General features: G+C 40.3%; 14 protein-coding genes. 6 read left to right on the top strand and 8 right to left on the bottom strand.

Annotation, left to right across the window (positions count from 1 at the left end; genetic code table 11):
- Window position 1: 1 nt before the first annotated feature.
- Together GWJ05_RS10390 and GWJ05_RS10385 are read right to left on the bottom strand one after the other, a co-directional pair.
- The gene (locus GWJ05_RS10390; RefSeq protein WP_087803718.1) at window positions 2-1648 is read right to left on the bottom strand and encodes a signal transduction protein; all 1647 of its coding nucleotides are present in this window, start codon (window positions 1646-1648) and stop codon (window positions 2-4) included.
- Between the two features lie 50 nt (window positions 1649-1698).
- Window positions 1699-3285 carry an FGGY-family carbohydrate kinase gene (locus tag GWJ05_RS10385; RefSeq protein WP_036933738.1) on the bottom strand — a complete coding sequence of 529 codons (1587 nt, stop codon included), beginning with the start codon at window positions 3283-3285 and terminating at the stop codon, window positions 1699-1701.
- 434 nt (window positions 3286-3719) lie between these two features.
- Between GWJ05_RS10385 and GWJ05_RS10380 the strand changes: the two genes are divergently transcribed.
- A complete protein-coding gene (locus GWJ05_RS10380) occupies window positions 3720-4151 on the top strand; it encodes a hypothetical protein (protein WP_224215405.1) in 432 nt (143 codons plus the stop codon).
- Between the two features lie 51 nt (window positions 4152-4202).
- Here GWJ05_RS10380 and GWJ05_RS10375 read toward each other — a convergent pair whose 3' ends face one another.
- From GWJ05_RS10375 to GWJ05_RS10350, 6 genes are all read right to left on the bottom strand, one after another.
- Window positions 4203-4955, bottom strand: a complete 753-nt coding sequence (locus tag GWJ05_RS10375) for an ABC transporter ATP-binding protein (RefSeq protein WP_036933736.1) — start codon at window positions 4953-4955, stop codon at window positions 4203-4205.
- Window positions 4956-4979: 24 nt separating this feature from the next.
- Window positions 4980-5795, bottom strand: a complete 816-nt coding sequence (locus GWJ05_RS10370; protein WP_087803720.1) for an ABC transporter ATP-binding protein — start codon at window positions 5793-5795, stop codon at window positions 4980-4982.
- Window positions 5773-6642 (bottom strand): nickel/cobalt ABC transporter permease, encoded by an 870-nt coding sequence (gene opp1C, locus GWJ05_RS10365; protein ID WP_036933732.1) that lies wholly within the window; start codon window positions 6640-6642, stop codon window positions 5773-5775. Before opp1C ends, GWJ05_RS10370 begins: the two co-directional genes overlap by 23 nt.
- 2 nt (window positions 6643-6644) lie before the next feature.
- Window positions 6645-7571 (bottom strand): nickel/cobalt ABC transporter permease, encoded by a 927-nt coding sequence (gene opp1B, locus GWJ05_RS10360; protein ID WP_161681401.1) that lies wholly within the window; start codon window positions 7569-7571, stop codon window positions 6645-6647.
- A gap of 71 nt (window positions 7572-7642) precedes the next feature.
- Window positions 7643-9217, bottom strand: coding sequence for a nickel ABC transporter substrate-binding protein (gene nikA, locus GWJ05_RS10355; protein WP_087803722.1), 1575 nt, complete (start codon window positions 9215-9217; stop codon window positions 7643-7645).
- Between the two features lie 19 nt (window positions 9218-9236).
- Window positions 9237-10016, bottom strand: a complete 780-nt coding sequence (locus tag GWJ05_RS10350; RefSeq protein WP_036933726.1) for a class I SAM-dependent methyltransferase — start codon at window positions 10014-10016, stop codon at window positions 9237-9239.
- A gap of 425 nt (window positions 10017-10441) precedes the next feature.
- Here GWJ05_RS10350 and GWJ05_RS10345 point away from each other — a divergent pair, with 425 nt between their 5' ends.
- From GWJ05_RS10345 to GWJ05_RS10325, 5 genes are all read left to right on the top strand, one after another.
- Window positions 10442-11959, top strand: coding sequence for a vWA domain-containing protein (locus tag GWJ05_RS10345; protein ID WP_161681400.1), 1518 nt, complete (start codon window positions 10442-10444; stop codon window positions 11957-11959).
- A 582-nt stretch (window positions 11960-12541) separates the two neighbouring features.
- Window positions 12542-14017, top strand: coding sequence for an SrfA family protein (locus GWJ05_RS10340; RefSeq protein WP_103005163.1), 1476 nt, complete (start codon window positions 12542-12544; stop codon window positions 14015-14017).
- Window positions 14018-14020: 3 nt separating this feature from the next.
- Window positions 14021-17005 (top strand): virulence factor SrfB, encoded by a 2985-nt coding sequence (locus GWJ05_RS10335; protein ID WP_036933718.1) that lies wholly within the window; start codon window positions 14021-14023, stop codon window positions 17003-17005.
- Between the two features lie 2 nt (window positions 17006-17007).
- On the top strand, window positions 17008-19716 hold the full coding sequence (locus tag GWJ05_RS10330; RefSeq protein ID WP_231135582.1) for a putative virulence factor: 2709 nt from the start codon (window positions 17008-17010) through the stop codon (window positions 19714-19716).
- Between the two features lie 3 nt (window positions 19717-19719).
- Window positions 19720-20736, top strand: a complete 1017-nt coding sequence (locus GWJ05_RS10325; protein WP_036933713.1) for a hypothetical protein — start codon at window positions 19720-19722, stop codon at window positions 20734-20736.
- The last annotated feature ends 2 nt before the right edge of the window (window positions 20737-20738 follow it).

The raw sequence follows: 20738 nt of genomic DNA, 5'->3' as shown, positions 1-20738 counted from the left end.
CTTACAGTAGATTAATGGCATCGCCTGCCACTTTCACTTGAATACCTTGAGTCAATGCTTGAGCAACAAAGGCTTTAAGCACAAACGCCAATTTATCTTCATCAATGTAAGCCACAGTAATGTGATTACTTTGATGTCCCGCCATAAGGTCATCACGCGTTACGCCATCTAACGTACAGTTTAATAATGGCCATTCGTAGTTGGTTGCTCTACGGCGACGTTCAAATTCTGCTTCAGGTAATTCTACCGCCACACCCGTACCGATATGCATAATCACATCAGTGCCTTCATAGTGTGCACGAGCCCATAACAAGCGCCCTGCTTTACCTTGACCGGCGATAGTTGATCCCCCTTTAGGGAAGAACATCGGAGGCTGACGATAACCTGTTGCACCTTTTAAGCCACCTTTGAGGTGTTCAAAAGGAACCGAACCTGAAATTTCCATATCCCAGTAGAATGTTCCTTCGTACTCACTCCCCCAACGGATGTCATGCAGTGTGGTTTCTGCCGGTAATCCTAATGATGTTAATAAACGCCATAACATCGTTTGAGGAATAGCCGTCCCCATGTCCACTTCGTTGATACAAGGGATTGGCGTGTTAGGGCAGATAATTTCACCGTTTTCATCTGGCAGTGGGAAACGTGCTGTCGAACCAATAGCTCCTTCTGCAAAGTCAGACGCTGGGCAACAATCTTTTAAGCCCTGCTGATATTGCACACCTACCGCAGTTAAACCAAAACGTTTTACGAAACGCGCCATTGCAATCATCATGGCGCACTGCTCCATCACTTGTTCACGAGTAAGTTCAGTTTTGTCATCTTGACCAAACATAAACGTCATCCCGTTATCCTCGTACCACTGTAAGCACGCCTCTCTTAATTCTGTCGGTACTTTCGCCATTTCGACCAGTAACGCAGATTGAGAAAGGGATTCAATTGGCATACCAATATTGATCATGGCCTGTTGTGGGAAGACCCCATTAATCATTCCCATACAGAATGTATCGAACAAACCTATTATTTCTTTATTTTTAATTATGTATTCGCCGACTTTACGACCCACTTCGCCGGCTTCTGTCGCCATTACCCTGTGTGTTGGCGCAATATCTGTAAGATAGTTAAGCTTATGATTTACATAACCATATTTTAACCAAGTCGCTAAACCATCTACAAAAAATTCATCATCAAATGCTTCTGACCATAAACGTGAATAATTTTTACCTAAACTGGTCATCGTCCCTGCTAAACACAACATCCCCACCAAACCCGGCCATGTACCATCAAAGTTAGCCAGCAGTAAAATAGGACCGCGATGGTGTGCTAACGAAGAGGCAATATGGTGTGAATATTGCCATGCGGTTAATAACACGATAACCGGTGCATCAGGATCGATAGCGGCAAACATATCGCAACCTTCACGCTGACTACTGATAAAACCATGACCACGTGCTTCATTAATTTCATGAGCACGCTTCATTTTGTAACCTTGAGCTTCTAATGCTGCGGCCAGTTTATCTTCAAATTTTTTCTGAACAGGCCAGCACGTTACGTTCGCAGGCTCACGTAAGTCTGCGTTAGTGACCATCAGGATCTCTTTCTGACCTGCTGTGATGGTTGTCGGTAATTTCGGTAGATTTAAGTTCAACATAAGATATCCCTGGTAAGGTAAACTCGGTTCATAATCGGAAAAACAGGTGGTCAGCAATCTGACATCATTTCGTTATAACGCTGCTGATCTTGATACATCTGCAAGTAAACTTGGTATTTAGCTTGATGGAAGGCGAATGTGTCGCTATCGGGTGTGATAATGCCACCTTCTCGTACCATCGCGCTGGCTGCTTTTGAGAAATCATCAAAGGCTTTGCAAGCAACCGCACCTAATAATGCAGCCCCTAAATTCACCGCATCCTCTTCTTGTGCTAAATGAATTTCACGACCTGTCGCATTGGCGTATTCGCGTAGCCACAATGGATTTTTCGTCGCGCCACCACACATCACAATGCGATTAATTTGATGTCCTGCATCTTCAAGCGTATCGATAATATGACGTGTACCGTAAGCAATAGATTGCAGTGTGGCCAGATAATAGCGCGCTAATGCAACTCGGCCACTTTCAAGCGTTAATCCACTCACCATGCCTTTTGCTGCAGGATTGGCGCGTGGAGAACGATTACCATGATGATCAGCTAAAACATGGAACTGTGCGGTTGGGTATTGTTCAATTTCTTCTAATTCAGCCACCGCTTCGTTCAATAAGACATAGTAATTAACGCCTTTTTCTTTTGCTTCTTGTTCTAAGTCAGCCCATGACTCATGACGGCGGATAGACCATTCAACTAACGCACCAGCAGCACTTTGACCGCCTTCGTTTAGCCATAAATCGGGTAACATCGCGCCAAAGTAAGGCCCCCAAACACCGGGTACCATAATGGGATATTGGCTTACAATCATATGACAGTTAGACGTACCACTGATAATCGCCAAACTCCCTTCAGGTTGTGATGCCGTTAATGCCAAACCACCCGCATGCGCGTCAATAATGCCTGAAGCGACAATCACCCCCTTGTGCAGGCCAAATGCATTGGCAACAGACTCATTTAAACAACCCGCTTGTTCACCTAATGCCAGAATGGTTTGAGGTACTTTTTCTAATAATTCATCCAACCCCACATCGGCTAACAAACTTTCACTAAATTGCCCCTGATGTGCTAAATAGTTCCATTTACAGGTTAATGTGCAGGTGCTTGCCACATCCCCTGTTGTTGCTTTCCACACTAAAAAGTCAGCTAAATCAAAGAATCGCCATACGTTTTGATAACGCTCTGGGTAATGATTTTTTAACCACAGAATTTTGGGCAATTCCATTTCAATACTCACTTCACCACCGACATATCGTAGCGAAGGATCATTAGTCAGGTTGATAGTTACCGTTTCTTGTACAGCTCGGTGATCCATCCACATGATGATATCTTGCTCTGCCTTTCCACTTGGTGAAACGGAAAGTCCTTTGCCGTCTTTACCCACTGCAACCAAAGAACAAGTGGCATCAAAACCAATAGATTTCACATGGATAGGATCAATAGCAGATAACGTCACCGACTCTTTTACGGTCGTGCAAACCTGCTGCCAAATATCGGTGGACGATTGCTCAACGAAATCCGTTTTCGGACGGAATTGAGCAATAGGGCGAACCGAAAAGCCTAAACGCTTTCCATTGCTATCAAATACCGCTGCACGGACACTGGCTGAGCCAACATCAACGCCAATAAAATATTGTTGTTCCATGCGAACCCTCATAATTTGCTAACGCTATGCTAATTTTTGCTACTTCGAGTTAGCAAGTTAATTCGAGCATGATGAAAAAACAATCACAATAAGATTAGTTTGTGATGCAGATCTACATCAATAATATAAGTTATTAATTTTAATGGTAATTTATTTATTCCACTTTATTGGTAATTGAAGTGTAGAACTGAATCGATTATGTTCGTTATAAATATAACGAACATTTAATGAATGATTGAGTGAAAATACTTATTAGAATATTAATAGGATTATCATAAAATGATTTTATTAAAAGATATCTCACTAATAATTAAAAATATTATTTAAAAAAGAATCAGACACTAAAAATAATCATCTTCCTATTGTTATAACTTCCCATTGTTTTATTTTTAATAAGTTAATTTAAATTTATACATTCATTTTTGGAGCATTTGATGATGTTGAAAAATATTGCTGTCAGTCTCTCTCTACTGCTTATTTCCTCTTCTGCTTTTTCAGTGTCATTAGCAGAAAAAGAATTATATAAAAAATTTGAAGAGAATATTCAATCTCGTGTTGTCGATTTAAATAAAAGCTGCGATACCAATATAAAAGTGGCTTTTGATTGGTCTGCATTTACTGCTGATGATTTAAAAACAATAGGGATTGATAGTTATTGTAGCGAGGGGCTAAAAGGTGTAATAAATACCTGTGGAAGCTCAAAAGTCGCACAAGAGACAGTAAAAGAAAAAATACAAAACATTACCTGCTCTAAAGCCACGCCTCGCAGTATTGAACTTAAAGAAGGTACACTGGATTTTGGTATTGATTTTAATGCCTCAAATGATGCAAAAGCCGTACAAGAACACTTAATGAATAATCTCTAAATAGATTAAATTCAGCAAACAGCAATGCTTAAAGGTATTGCTGTTTATGAATTAGATAACAGACTGAATAAGTTTTTTAGAATAGTCATGTGTAACATTACCTAATTTATTTATCTCACATAATTCCATCTTTTTTCCTTGTAAAAAAAACATCACTTTATCGCAAAAATAAGCGACTGTTTGAATATCATGACTAATAAAAAGATAAGATAATTGGAATTCATCTTTTAATTGTTTTAATAAATCTAATATCTGCACTTGCGTAGGAATATCTAACGAGCTCAATGCCTCATCTAATACAATCAATTTAGGGTAAGAGGCTAATGCGCGACATAAACATACACGTTGCGCCTGCCCTCCTGACAGCTCATAAATATAACGTTGATAACAATTTTTAGGTAATCCCACTTTATCTAAAAAAGAAAAAATAAGGTTTTCTAACGCCTGACGATGAATACTTGGATAGTGTATTTTTACTGGCTCAGCAATAATTTCGCCAACCGTTAATGTAGGATTAACCGATGTTGTATAATCTTGGAAAACAATGCTAATAATACCTTGGCGATGGAGTCGTTTTGTCACCGATTTATTATTCAAATAAATAGCACCACAATCTGGTAATTCTAATCCACAAATTAAACGTGCCAAGGTGCTTTTACCACTGCCACTCTCTCCCACTAAACCAAAAGCTTCACTCGCATTAATATTAAAAGAGAGTGTGTCGATAACCTTCACTTTCTCACCTAATAGGGTGTTATTTTTTTGAATATAAAATTTACTAATATTCTCAACGTTTAATAACATAACAACTCTTTTATAATGATGATATTAAAATGTTTTTTTATTAATCAATTGCGCAAAACGTAATGAAAGCTGTTTTCTAGCATTAATTAAATAACGCGTATATGCTTGTGTTGGTGAGGTTAAAACGCTTATTTTCTCACCATATTCAACCATTCTCCCCTCTTGCATCACGACGATATCATCGGCAATTTCATTAACTAGCCCTAAATCATGAGAAATAAACATGAGTGTTGAATGACGTGTTGTCACCACATATTGCAAGAGCTTTAAAATATCTCGACGAAGAGGCGCATCAAGCGCCGTTGTTGGTTCATCTGCAATTAATAATTTAGGTGACAAGGCGAGTGCAATCGCAATCATCACACGCTGTAACTGCCCACCACTTAGTTGATGAGGAAAAGCCTGCATAATAGATTGAAATTGAGTAGGAAAAACATGAGATAGTGCCAACTGGGTTTCTTCCAGTGCTTGTTTTTTAGTATAGGAAAAATGGTAGATTAAAGTTTGGCTCATTTGCTTTCCTATTTTCATCAAAGGATCAAACGCACTCATACCATTTTGGACAATCACACCTAAAGAGGTTCCCAATAAAGCTCGATGTTGAAAATGTATCTCATCACTTATCTTCTGTCCCTCAAAGAAAATACGCCCAGACATCGCCAATGACTCTGGTAGTAATCCCATAATGGCTTTACTGATCACACTTTTCCCACTACCACTTTCACCAACAATAGCCAATGTACGCCCTTGCTGTATTGAGAAAGAAATATCCTCAATCAGTGTCTTTCCACTTTCTTTATGATAAATAGAAACATGCTCAAGCGTCAGTAAGTTGTTCATGCTTTTCTCCTACTGACTGACGATTATCGGGATCAAACACATCACGTAAAAAATCCCCCCAAAAGTTAAAAGCGGTGACAACAAGAGTGATAGCAATCCCCGCAGGTAGCATTTGCTCTGGGTGTAATACCATGACATTTTTTGCTTCACTAAGCATATTTCCCCATTCGGGGGTCGGTGGTTGTACTCCTAATCCTAAAAAAGAGAGCGCAGAAATCATTAAAATAACACTGCCAATATCGGTGGATGCTAAGACGATAGTTTCAGCGAAAGTCACAGGTAATAAGTGGCGTCGTAAAATATGGTGAGAAGGTGCACCAATCACGCGAGCGTAAGCAATATAATTACGGTGCGAATATTGACGAACAACCCCTCTGATCATTCTGGCGTACCATGCCCATTTCACTAAAATAACGGCAATTAAAATATTACCAATGCCCGGCCCCATTATTCCCACTAGCGCTAAAATCATAATTTCTGCTGGAAATGACAAAACAACATCACATAATCGCATAATTAATGTGTCTGTTTTGCCATGAAAAAAACCAGCTAACATGCCCATTAGCCAACCAATGATTAATGTCACACTCATGGCTAATAAGGCGTAAAATACCGTAGTCCTTACACCAAATAATAACCTTGAGAAGATACAGCGCCCTAAATTATCCGTACCTAACGGATAATCAAAACTCATAGGCTTAAATTTCAAACGTATTGAAGTTAAAGTGGGATCATGCGGTGCTAACCAAGGCGCGAATATTCCTGCAATAACCACAATCGTGATCACCAATAAACACCATTGTGCACTTTTGTCTTTTGCAAGTCGTTGCCAAAACAGTTGCCACATCATTATCTCCTTAACCGTGGATCGGCCATCATTTGAATAACGTCCATCAGAAAGTTAAAAAAGAGAAATAACAGTGACATCAGCAAAATATAGGCCTGTATCATTGGATAATCACGACCAAATATAGCGCTAATACAAAGTCGTCCAATGCCTGGCCATGCAAAAATATTCTCAATCACGACTGTACCGGCAATGAGTTTTGGAATACTCATGCCCAACGCCGTTAAACTGGAATAGAGTGAATTACGTAAAATATGGCGACGTAAAATAAGGTTATCGGGTAATCCACGCGCTTTGGCATAAAAGACATAAGGCTGATGCCATTGATTTAACATCGTCCCTCTTAACAGCCGTAAATAAGTACCGATATACCCTAGAGAGAGTGCCAATGCAGGCAAAATAACAGATTGAGGCGATAACATTCCACTGACAGGAAGCCAATCTAAATGAACAGCAACACCCCAAATCAATAGTAATCCCAACCAATAATTAGGAATAGCCGTTAGAATAAAGACAACAAAACGAATGCTTTTATCTGTAAAACCTTGAGGTTTAGCCACACACCATAATGCTAAAGGCAGTGCTAATATAATCGTAAAGAATAAAGCCGTAGAAGCCAACCAAAGCGTTGGTGGCAACGCTCTTAACATTTCTTGAATAACGGGCGTTCTGGTGAGAAAAGAAGTCCCAAAATCAAGCTGAAACCCAGCTATTAACCATAAAAAATAACGCGTAAAAAAAGGTTTATCTAACCCTAATTCATGGCGCATTCCTTCAATGGCTTCGGGAGTGGGAACAATTTCATTGACACGTAATGCCACTTCCGCGGGATCAGACGGTGCTAATTCCAACAGAATAAAAGCAATAAATGAAATCATCAGCGTCAGCGGAAATATCGCCAATATTCGCCAGATTATATAACGTAGCATAAAGTTTAATCAGTGTGGCACCTTTATGTAAACTGCCACACCTATCTGAGTGAATGTTATTAACACTTTAATTACGGCTTAAAGTGCATTTTTTCAAACGGTATTTCATATTGAGACGGATTAAAGCCAACATTTTCTAATTCACTGCGATGGATAGCCTTAGTACGTGAATAGGTTAATGGGATATAAACCGCTTGATCGGCTAATGACGTAAACAAGGTTTTATATAATTCCTGACGACGCGCTTCATTAGGTGTAATTAATAACTCACCAATCATGGCATCCAATTGAGCTTTATTTGCCAATCCTTTTTGCCCTTGATAATCCGCGTGAGCAGGTATTCTAAATGATGAAACAAAAGAAGCCGGATCGTAAGGTGTTCCCCATGAGAGCGAATATTGCAAATCGAAATCACCATTTTTTTGTCTATCTAAATAGGCTTGTTTTTCTTCACCTAAAATAGTCAAACCAACACCAATCTTTTTAAAATCATCTTGAATGAGTTCAGCAATTTCTTTTTCTACTGCGTTATTCACGTTGTAAGAGAGTAATAGTTGTAATTTTTGGCCTCCCTTTTCGCGGATTGTTTTACCTTTTGGCAATACCCAACCTTCTGCTTCTAATAGCTCAATCGCTTTTATTGGCTGGTAACGATACGTTGGAGAGGTAAAGTCACAATAAGGTACACTACGAGCCATTAAGGTATTCGCGACTTTTTCACTGCCCGCTAAAATACCTTGTGCAATCCCCTCTTTATCAACCGCATATTGCAACGCTTGACGTACCTTTTGGCTCGATGTCATTTCGCGACTACTATTGAGAACAATAGCACGAGACGCAATTGGCGCACTCATTTCCGTTTTAAATTTATCTGACGCCATAAGGGCCTCAAATGAATCCATATCTAACATGTCGCCATCAGCACCAAAAATAAGCTGAATATCTCCCTTTTGTAGAGAAAGCAACATAGTTTGTCGATCTGGGATCACTCGCCACATGACCCCATTTAATAAGGGCTTTTCTCCCCAATAATTCGGGTTCGCTTTAAATTCTGCGTATTGGTCTTTTTTATGTTCAGTTAATACCCAAGGTCCCGTACCGATATAGTTCGCAACCCCGGTTTTTGTTTTACCATTAATAAATGAATTTGGCGAAATAAAACGGAATGGTCGTGTTAAACCCAATTCAGTTAATGTTGGATAGTAAGGATTTTTTAAATTTAATTTAACGGTAAATTCATCAACAATTTCAACACTATCAATTTGGCGAACTAACTCTAACCATGCATGACGTTCGTAGTTATCTAGTATGGCATCAATATTTAGTTTTACGGCACTAGCATTAAAGGGCTCACCATCGCTAAAAGTCACATCATGGCGTAAATAAAAAGTATAACTTTTGCCGTCAGGGGAAATATCCCAACGTTGTGCTAAATAAGGAGCAACACCTTTTTCGGTATTTAATACAAGAGATTCAAATACCATGTTTTGTGCTGCCATCTCGCCAGAATAGAGATGGGGATTTATATCACGAATATCTTTTGTACTGGCATAATCCAGTATGTTATTGCTTTTATCTGCGAGGACTGGAAATGCACATGCCAGAGTTAATAACAGGGTTGGGAACACTGAAAATAAAGGTTTCACGTTATTCTCCTTTCATGATTTATGCGTTGTTTTTCTGTGCGTGGATCATAAACATCGGCGTTGACCCATAATTAATTTTTTCTTCTTCGTTCCACACAAAATCGCCAATACGGGTATCTATCATATATCGACTAAAACCAACATCTAACAACGTATTGATATCCCACTGCGGGCGTTTTATTTGGCTTAATGGAAGTTGACGCGCAATTCGTTCCATCTCTTTTGTATCTGTATTCACATAATGATCTTCAACTTGTTTTTCGGCAGAACGCGCCCTATCTGCCAAAAAACCTTGCCAGTAAGCGTCATCAAAAAGGTGTAAATACCAGTTAGCATCAAAATTGATTAAACTGCCACCCGGCTTTAACACACGAAACCATTCTGAATAAGCCACTTGTGGTGCTTTTAAATTCCAAGTGACATTACGACTGACAACAAGATCAAACTGCTCACTAGCCAAAGGTAGCTGATGCACATCACCACGAATAAACTGAATATTTGCCTGGTGTGTTTGTGCATTCTGTCTAGCTTCAAGTAACATACCTTCGGTTGCGTCAATTGCCGTGACATCATGTCCTGATAACGCTAATAAAATGGCAAAGAAACCAGGCCCTGTGCCAATATCAAGAACTCTTAAGGTTTCGCCCTTTTTAACGTGTCCCAATAATAAATGGCGCCATTTCTGTTGTTTCTCACTTAATAATTCCTGTTGATTAGACTCGCTATAACTTTCTGCTCTTATATTCCAGTAACGCGTTACATCATTAAGTAATGGGTTATTATTTATTTTATTTATCATCAGAAACCTGCTGTTGGATCAACGTAAAAAGAGGAATAAATTCCCCTAAAAGCGAATGATATGGCTATTTTGTAGTGCGGGTAACATACCTTGTAACCCTGCAATGCTCTATGTGCTATATCAATATTCATCCGTACTCAATAGTGCGAATGACTGATTTGCGATCTTTGCCTTTAACACAAATACGTCATCCTAACGGGTGAAAAGATAAATAAGCAAATAGATTATTTTGCCTGTTAAAATAGAGAAATAAATTGAGCGAATTTAGCAATAAGCTGACGTCAAAGCGTCATAAAAATTTATTTTGTCTTATATTAAAAAAGTGAACGCTTTAATTTCACCTTTTTAATAAAACCGTTATAGTCAGTAATATTGATATTTTAATTTTTTAAACCCATATTGCCGTCATCAAGGCTCTCTAAAATATGAATCGAATTTCACGATTAACGACTGATATTACCCGCGCAGATTTTGCCTTAACCCATCAACAGCAATTACTTCAATTGCTGACACAACATTTTCCGGCTAAGTACCGTGTACTGTTTGCCACACCTGAAAAAAAATCGAATGATGTCATTGAATGGTATTCTGCTGTTTCAGGTAACCCTATTGCCTTGGCCTCCTTACAAGGCCAAGAACAACAAGAAATAAGACGTATTTTAGATGAACGCCTTAACGATATTAAAACTCAAACGGCGTTATTAGCCTCGCAAAACAGAATTACAGATGAAGAGCGACATCTTTTAGATACCGCATCAACACTGCCTGATAGCGAAAGTGTTTATGTCATCAATGGACAACCTGTTATTACATGGTGGCCAAGAACAACCCCATTACCCCCACCAATTGCACAAGTTACCGCAGGGGCAAGTGCCGCAGCTGCCGGCGCAGCACTTGCCGATGTACCAGCCAAAACACGTAATCGCTGGTTACGTTGGCTATTACTCTTCTTGTTTTTGCTTTTTTTAATTTTATTGGCATCTTGGCTAAAAGGGTGCTTTGATCCCAAAGCGATTCCCCCAGTTGTGGAAGAAAAACCTGCCGTCGTAATCCCCCCCAAACCAGAACCCACACCTGAGCCAACGCCTATTCCAGAGCCCGTACCTGAACCCATTCCAGCACCACCGCCTGAACCTGTGCCAGTACCTACCCCCGAGCCAAAACCGGTACCCAAACCTGTGCCGGTGAAAAAGCTCACACCTCTAGAAGCATGTGTACAAGAGGAATTAAAAAAAGCAGGTGTGACAGAAAAAACAGCTAATGCAACCTGTGAAAATCGCTTAGCCAGTAAGATCAAGCAAATGTGTCCCGCCGATCGCCCGCCAGAATTGGCACCACAAGTGATTATTATCTTTGATGCTTCTGGCTCAATGGCGCTTAGTATGAATTTAACGGACAGTGATTTAGATTATATCGCGTCTACAGGACAACTTTTTCCTGGCTATGATGCTGAACCAAGACGTATTACTGTAGCCAGAAATGCAGCAACAAAAATTATTAGTAATATTCCATCAGATATGAAAATCACCACTGTCGTTGCCTCAGATTGTGGTGTCGTAAAATCAAGTCCTACTTATGGTGGTAATGAAAGAACAAAATTACTCAGTTATATCAAACACATTGAACCTGATAGCGGTACGCCTTTAGCAGAGTCCATTAAACGTGCAAGTAACTTAATTAAGAGTAATAATCGCGATACGATTATTGTATTACTCTCTGATGGTTTAGAATCTTGTGACGAAGATCCATGTGCAGCAGCCAGAACCTTAAAACGTGCTCACCCTCGTGCCATTATTAATGTTGTTGATATTTTAGGTACGGGTGCAGGTAACTGTGTTGCGAATGCAACAGGTGGAAAAGTCTTCACTGCGCGCAATGCTAATGAAGTCAGTTTAATGACTCGAAAAGCGATTGAAGATTATATTCCGAAAAACTGTAAATAATGATTGATTACTGTTTCTAATATTTAATTCATCCTCTTTGTTTCAACATTGAGGGTGAGTTTTATCTCTTATTACGTGTATTTCATTTTTATATTGGAACTTATCCGCATTCTATTCTATCCATTTAAGACTATTCCTTAGTTGAGTATTTTGCTTCCTTTTTTTATTCTCTTATTATTCGAAATAACTCTATTTTGTGATTATTATCACAATCATTTAATGTTATCTGATAGTTTGCTCTTTTATATTTTATCTTTTTTTCCTTCTATTTCATTATTTTTTAATGTAAAAACAAATATATCGGTGATTTTATCCATATATTTAAGAAAATATAGCGCAACCTGTAATGTCATTATTTTATTATCATGGTTGTTATCTCAATATTCTCTCTTTCACTCAAGAAAAATAAAAAAGCCTTTAATAATAATCAGTTAATTAACCCAAAATAATCCGCTAGATAGACACCTAATTTCTGATAATATAAAATGTATATAAATTTTATATCTTTATTTTTAGTCTTAAAGCCTATTTACGGATAAGCCAACTTACCCATAGATACTCTTGCCTAGCGGAATGATCGTCGTGAATAAAGCATTCTTACGAAGTGGTAAATTAGAAAATTATCTCCCGATGGGAGAAAATGGACAGGCTGTTTATATCTCTGCATTGCAGCTACGTGAAACACTACGTTTAAGAGGAAAGGCGCATATTTCTCAATGCCTTGCTATTCCTCAGCCAAATGAAACTGGCGAACGTATCGATTGGTATTCACCGATTGACGGCTCTGTTATCCCTTGGTCTGCGGCTTCTGAAGAAGAACGTACTGCCGCTTATGCTGTGCTGAAAAAAAATCAAGACGATTTAATTGCTTTTAGTGAACAAGAACAGCAACGGACTGGAAATAAAGAAAGTCAGCTTTTTGGCGCACTCCTCAGCAAAACAATCCAATTTCCTGACGAAAGCCATATTTTTATTGTTGATGGCCAGCCTATTATGACTTTTTGGGGATTTGTGAATGCGAATCAACAACTGAGAGTTGATCCTGTCGCTTGTTTAAAACCCGTTGTTACACCAATCGCACCGACATCAACAGCCGTTCCGCCCGTACAAGAAAAAGTTATTATTACTGACACGAAACGCCCTTGGTGGCGTTTTTTATGGTGGCTGTTACCTTTATTATTACTTCTACTCGCTATTTTCTTCTTAAGAGGCTGTTTCTCAACGCCCTCATTACCAACAGTCGATATTAAAACACCAGATATTGAAGCGCCTAAATTATCCGAACCTACGCTTGAAAAACCAAAAGTCCCCACGGTGGTTACTCATGGTCATACAGTTGGTGTACCAACAGGTACAGTTCATACAGGAACCTTAGGCACCATAGATACAAATGGAAATGTAATTAATGGCACTGATGGGAACGGCGCAGTCGTTGATCCTAATACTGGTTTACCGATGGTTGATCCTCAAATAGATAATAATCAAGGTGCTTTACCTGAAGGAGCTACGCCCGACGATGCGCAACAACTGAGTGTACCTCCAGTTGATCCTGCAACACAAAATGAGCAACCAAAAACAGATACTCCTCAAAATGCAGGAAATGAGAATAATACCGCTACCCCTCCAGTTGATCCTAATACACCACCGGATGTCACGCCACCCGCCACTGCTGATAACACAACACCACTGACTATTCCTGCAAATGCATTAGCCAATGGCTCAACCCAATTCCTTAATGGCCAATGGAAAGCAGGTGCAGGTATTCAAGATCAAAAAACAGGTAAACCACTTAGCCTGAACTATCAATTAGATAATGGCAAAGGACAAGTCGTCATGACACGCAGTGATGGCGTGACCTGTAAAGCGCCAGTTAACGCAGCGGTCAATCAAGGCGGATTAAATATTAATAACCAAGGTCAGGCTCTGTGTAGTGATGGCTCAAACTATTTGATGCCAAATATTATTTGCCAACCAGGAAGCCAAAATATTGCTGATTGCCAAGGAAAATATGAAAACAGTCAGCCATTCCCATTATCAATGAAGCGGGAGAATAATTAATTCATGTTAGCGCCACTGACCGATTATAAAGATAAAATTACCCTTATCCGTGACAGCAATATTCAGTTTCTGGATTTTGGTTTTACGCTACCCCAGCGCAAAGAGTACGGTGAATTTGTTAAAAAAGGCGAAAACGGCCCGTTAATGCGACTCATCTACAATGAGCGAGACGATAACTATCTTTATCCAGCGCCCAAAAACCAACCTCAGACCCCAAGAGAAGCAGAATTTAGTTTCTCTCTTGATGAGTCATTAAATTTACTCAATGACACTTGGTTGCCAGTACCGTTTTTCCGCTTTAATCCACCACGTTCATTTTCTCAAGGCCCTGATAACTGGGTGAGAATGATGTTCCATCAACTGCCAGAACCTGATGAAGATGGACATACGCATCGTATTGTAGTGGCTTTTGATACCCGCATTGAACCCAATCGCACTAATACGGCTTATCTGGCACCAAACGAAGAAGATGTGCGCTCTGGTGTTGCTTTTGCGCTGGCCTATTTAGGCTATGAAGTTGAGAATTTCCTTGAAACACCATGGATTGATGGCTGGTTAAAGGAAGTTTTTAGTGAAAGAGCACTGGCTGTTACTAAAATATACCACGATGAACTTGAGGAAGCGCTTAAAGAGTTTCAACATCAAGCACATTATCTCAATTTGCTCAATATATTAGGCGAGAAACTCCACTTACCTGAAATCAAAATCAACGAAACCAAACCACAAGAACCCGCCATTGAAGTTGACCTTATCCTTGATGTCGGCAACTCGCGCACATGTGGGATCTTAATTGAAGATCACATCAATGATAATAAAGGGTTAACTCAACTTTATGAAATGACATTGCGGGATTTAAGCCACCCTTATCAAATCTACAACGAGCCTTTTGAAAGCCGTGTTGAATTTGCGCAAGCGGAATTTGGTAAACAAGACTTTTCCGTCAGTAGTGGCCGTAATAATGCCTTTATGTGGCCCACTATTGGTCGTGTTGGCCCTGAAGCTAACCGCATGGCAGCACAACGCTTAGGAACCGAAGGCTCAACAGGTATTTCAAGCCCTAAACGTTATTTATGGGATGATTCGCCGTATTCTCCAGGTTGGCGCTTTAGTCGCTCTTTTGGTCAAACAGACAGAGAGCCATTGGCAACTGCTGTACCTATGACCTATCTGCTTAACGATCACGGCGAACCGTTATTCCGTTTAGAGCCTGACTTGCGCATGCCTGTCTTTACGCCAAACTACACGCGCAGTTCATTAATGACCATGATGTTAACCGAAGTGTTAGCTCAGGCATTAACGCAAATGAACAGCCCAGCTCAGCGTCTTAAAATGAGTCACGCAAGTGCGCCTCGCCAATTACGCAATATCATTTTAACGATCCCCCCCGCAATGCCAAAACCCGAGCGTGCTATTTTTGAAACATGCATGGAAAACGCATTAGGGCTAATTTGGAAAGCAATGAATTGGGATCCGACTGATGAAAAACTGAATTTTGATGGTAAAGATGCCCAATGTCGTATACCGATGCCAAACATTCATGTGAAATGGGATGAAGCCACTTGTGGTCAGTTAGTTTATCTTTATAACGAGACTCAAATTAAATTTGGTGAACGCACTGAAGCCTTTTTTGCTAGCCAAGTGCGTGAAGATAACCGCGCATTAACGGGAGATAGCACACTAAAAATTGCCTCCATTGATATTGGTGGTGGCACCACGGATCTCGTTATCACACGCTATAAACTGGATACGGGAACAGGAAGCAACGTCAAAATTATTCCAACGCAATTATTCCGCGAAGGATTCAAAATTGCGGGTGATGATATTTTACTCGATATTATCCAGATTTGTGTTTTGCCTGCATTACGTACAGCATTAACTGACGCTGGCATTTCTGATGCCGATGCATTGATGTCTTCTCTTTTTGGTAGTGAGGGTTTAGATGCTGGGCAACAAGTATTGCGCCAACAACTTACCCTACAAATTTTTAATCCGATTGGGTTAAAGATTTTAAGCCAATACGAAAACTACGATCCATTAGTTCCACATGAAGGCATTAACAGCACCTTTGGTGAATTACTGAGTGTTCAACCGACAGAGCATGTGCGTCGTTATATTGACGATGCCGCCAATAAAGAGCTGGGTGGCGGAGATAGCTTCTCCATCTTGAATGTGCCCGTACAGATTAATTTTGCGCAACTGCACGCTGAATTTATTTCAGGTGAGCGCATTAACATCACCCGTAGTTTAAAAGCGCTGTGTGAAGTACTTTATTATTATTCTTGTGATGTTTTACTGCTCACTGGTCGCCCTTCACGCTTACCCGGTATTCAAGCACTGTTAAAAGTCTTACAACCTGTACCACCTTCTCGTATATTGCCATTACATGGCTATAAAACGGGGGGTTGGTATCCATTTAACAAAAAAGGCCGTATTGACGATCCAAAATCAACCGCAGCAGTCGGTGCCATGCTGTGTTTAATGGCTGAAAATGCACGTTTGCTCAACTTCTACTTCTCGACAGGCAACTTTAAAACTTACTCAACGGTACGTTATTTAGGGATGTTAGATAATAACAACACCATTTCTGATAATGACGTTTATTACCGCGATATTCAGGATAAGTTTGAGCCAGATCCAGATACCTATTTTGAAGTCAGAGGCGGGATACGTTTAGGTTTTCGCCAATTAGATAATGCCCGTTGGCCCGCCTCACCACTCTATACATTACGCATTAAAAATCCGAAGTTGGCACAACAATTAAGCCAAGAAGACAGCGTATTGCATATCAAACTAGGAGAAGAGCGTGGCGCTTCTAGCCATAATAATGACAATAAATCTGAAAAATTACGAATTGAAGAAATGGAGCTCATTAATGGTAAAGGTGGCGTTAATAAGAGTGGTTTAAGCTTCAAACTCAATACGTTAGCAGACAGTGGTATTGGCGAAACATCCTATTGGCTGGATAGCGGGAGTGTACTAGGTAAATGAATATGATGGATGAAAAACAGTTAACAGCTAAATGGGATGCCATTTATCAAGGCGCAGGCAAAGCTATTGATTGGGTGAATACAGTAAGAGGTAATGCGCCTCGTTTAAATACGGAAGCAGATAGCCTTATCTATCGTCTGCGTCGTAGCCGTAATATGGCAAAAAATCTCAGTTTAGCGACCCAGCGCCCAATGTCGGTTGGCTTTTTTGGTCTCTCTCAGGCGGGAAAATCATACCTGATTTCAGCCCTTGCCGCAGGGCAAGAAGGCCGTTTAAGAACCAGTATGTCGGGTAAAACCCTGGATTTTATTGACCATATCAATCCTCCTGGTGGTGGTAAAGAGGCCACGGGTTTAGTGACTCGCTTTAGTCGCAAAGCGACGAAAGGTACACAAGCGTTTCCTGTAGAGCTACACCTTTTTAGCGAAATTGAAATTGTTAAAATCCTTGCTAACGCTTACCTTTATGACTTTAATCAGGAGAAAATTGATTTTGAATTAGATGAAGAGAAAATCTCTCGTTTAATCAATTCATTAAGCTCACAACGTAGTGCTACCGCTGTCGCAGGTATTACGCACGACGATGTCGTATCATTATGGGATTACCTGCAACGTCACGCAGAAAAAAGTCAGAAAAAATTAGCAACAACCTATTGGCCTAAAGCGATTGAGTTAGCACCTTATCTCAGTATTGCGCAACGCGCTAAGCTATTTTCTGTGTTATGGGGCGATATTGCAGAACTGACATCCGCTTATCAGCGTTTTAGTACCACTCTCGCGACCTTGGGTAATGCCCCACTGGTTTTGGCTCCGCTTTCTTCTTTAGTCAAAGAACAAGACGGTGTGTTAGTACAAAACGACAGTATTATGAACGTAGATATGTTAGAGCGTCTCAATACTACCAATGATAGCCAGATCAGCATTTGCCCTGTTCATGGTGATCGTATTGATGCCCCTGTTACCCTTTCTTTAGCGGAACTGACCGCACTCACCGTTGAATTAGTCGTACCGTTATTAGATGCACCAAGCAAAACACTGTTTGAACAGGTTGAGCTACTGGATTTTCCGGGTTATCGCGGACGTTTAGGTGTTGAAACCATGGCGGATGTGCGTCGTCAGGTCAATGATGATAGCGCAAATCCACTCGCTCAGCTTATTCTCCGGGGTAAAGTCGCCTACCTGTTTGAGCGTTATACCGATAACCAAGAGATGAATGTGCTGGTGGTATGTACCGCATCAAACAAGCAATCTGATGTAAAAGAAGTCGGTGCAGTACTCACAGAGTGGATCAATAACACGCAAGGTAAAGATGCACAAACTCGTGCTAAACGTCCTTCTGGCTTGATTTGGGCGATGACGATGTTTGATATGCGTATTACCAACTCATTAACCATGAATGAAGCACTATTACGCCAATCATGGGGTAAAGGTGGCATGATAAAAATGGCCATGTTAGAGCGCTTTGGTCAATACGAATGGATGTCATCGGATTGGGTCAATGGTGAAGCATTTAATAACACCTTTTTAGTACGTAAGCCTGGCGTACCCACACCATTTATTCAAATTAGTAATGGCAAAGAGACATTTCTAAATGAAGACAGTGTTTCTCAGCTACATCTGATGAAAAAAACCTTTGCTGAAGATGATACGGTCCAACGTTATATCCGTGAACCAGACCAAGCATGGGATGCCATGTTGTCGCTTAACGATGGTGGAATGCAACGCCTTGCTGATTATCTGGAAACGGTTGCCTTAAAATCACTAAAACTTGAACGTATCAATGAGCAATTACAAGAAATTCAACGTGATTTAATCGGTCATCATCTTGAAAAATGGTATCAATCTGGCGGTGAAGAGGAGTTACAGGTAAAACGCCGTAATGCCGCGACTATTTTGCGTTTTATGCAAAGTCGCCCTTATTTACAAGGTGCATTACTGGATTACCTGTTGCCTTCTCGTAAATCACTCTACGACCTGTATATGCAGGAAAAAGAAGTGATTGAAACACTTTCAGATAACAAAAAAACGACGCAAGCCCCTATTTCTGCCTTTGCAGCAATGGAACAACCTACATTTGATCTTTTTAGCGATACGCCAATTTCTCTGGTATCAGAAGAAGATGAAGTACCTAAAGGCCACGGCAATGAAGTGACTTATCCTAAAAAAGTCATGGCGTTATGGATAAATCATCTGCGTAGTCTGCCTGATAACAATACGTTATTAACCTATTTAGGCATTGATCAAGAAATTATGGTGTTGTTAGTTGATGAACTTATTACTGCTATCAATCGTCTTGGTGTTGAACAACGTATGTTGAAAACCCTAGCAGGCACAGAAGCCATTGCCCGTCGTGATGATTTAGCCGAACAGCAATCATCTCGCGTTTATAATGTTCTGGGTGATTTTATTACTTGGTTTAATTTCAAAGATAACGGCGTTGAGAAGCCAGAGAGCAAAATCAATGTCGGTCATAAGATCTTTGAAAGACCAGATAACACTAGCGTGCAATGGGGTGATGATGAGCGTTTAGTCCGCTTACCCACCAACCCTGTTAACTATACCCTTTTATTTGTAATTGATTGGCTTATCGCTTTATCAGCGATTATTACTGAGAATGCAGGGCATTCTGCAGGAAGAGAAATTAGTGCTGAACAAAACGCACAGTTAGGCCAAATCATTCAAACCATGAAATCATCCGTTGTGGAGTCATAATTCGTGTTTAATCCAGAATTAAAACCCGTACAACCTGCTCGTCCCGGCTTTGCGGTATTAAGTATTCGTAATTGGGAAGGTGACGCTTCCCCTGTTTATTTAAGCATTCAGCGTAACCAAGATCGCTACTTCTTAAATGATAAAGGGGAATGGGTAGGTAATGCCTTTTTCCACCAGCTTTCACTTGAAGAGGCTGATGATGGTTATCAAATTGTTCTTGATAAAACGCTCGTTGACCCCCTCGTTAGCAACTTACAGATGGCGTATCAATTTACGTTAAAAGACGATAACGAAACACAAGATATCGGGCGATTACGTATTCGTGATGGCGTATTAGCCTCACAAGCACAAGGCCAAAGTGAAGCATTAAAATCAACGGCGACATTAGATAATCAGTCAATTCCGCCGGCTCCTATTATTGAAGAAACAGCACCGGAGCCAGAGCCAGAACCACTCAAAACTGAGCCTGAAGAAGTAGAGCCGATCATCCCTGAAATCAAGGTAGATGAACCGCCACAACGACCAACACCACCTGCGCCGAAAAAATCAAAAATTGGCTTAATTTTAGCCATTATCTTGATCTTAATTTTAGCGGGTATCTTAACATGGTTCTTTTTACTAAGAGGTAATCCTGCTGGCGAACCTGCCCCACAACCAACACCAGAACGCACAACACCAAGTGTGTGCAGTGTTGAAAATATGAAATCGGGTACAGCATTGGCCTTTGTACAAAGTTGCATACAGAGCCAACCGGATAGCAAAACTATTCTTGCAACCATTGAACAAGCGAAACAGAACAATCAATGCGATGTTGCTCAGCGTTTATATGCTTATAAAGCACAATCAGGTGATGTTGATATCGCACTGAATTACGCTCGTGAATACGATCCTGAAACCGCATCAGCACAAGGCTGCTTTAGTGCAGACAAAGAAACGGCCATTTATTGGTACGAAGCGGTTCTTAATCACGACTCACAAAACAGTGACGCAAAAGCGCGTCTTGAAGCTTTGAAAAAATAGGA

Origin of the sequence: Proteus sp. G2626 (genome assembly GCF_009915985.1) — a bacterium.
Lineage (GTDB): Bacteria > Pseudomonadota > Gammaproteobacteria > Enterobacterales > Enterobacteriaceae > Proteus > Proteus vulgaris.
This window is presented reverse-complemented; position numbering and strand designations above follow the sequence as displayed.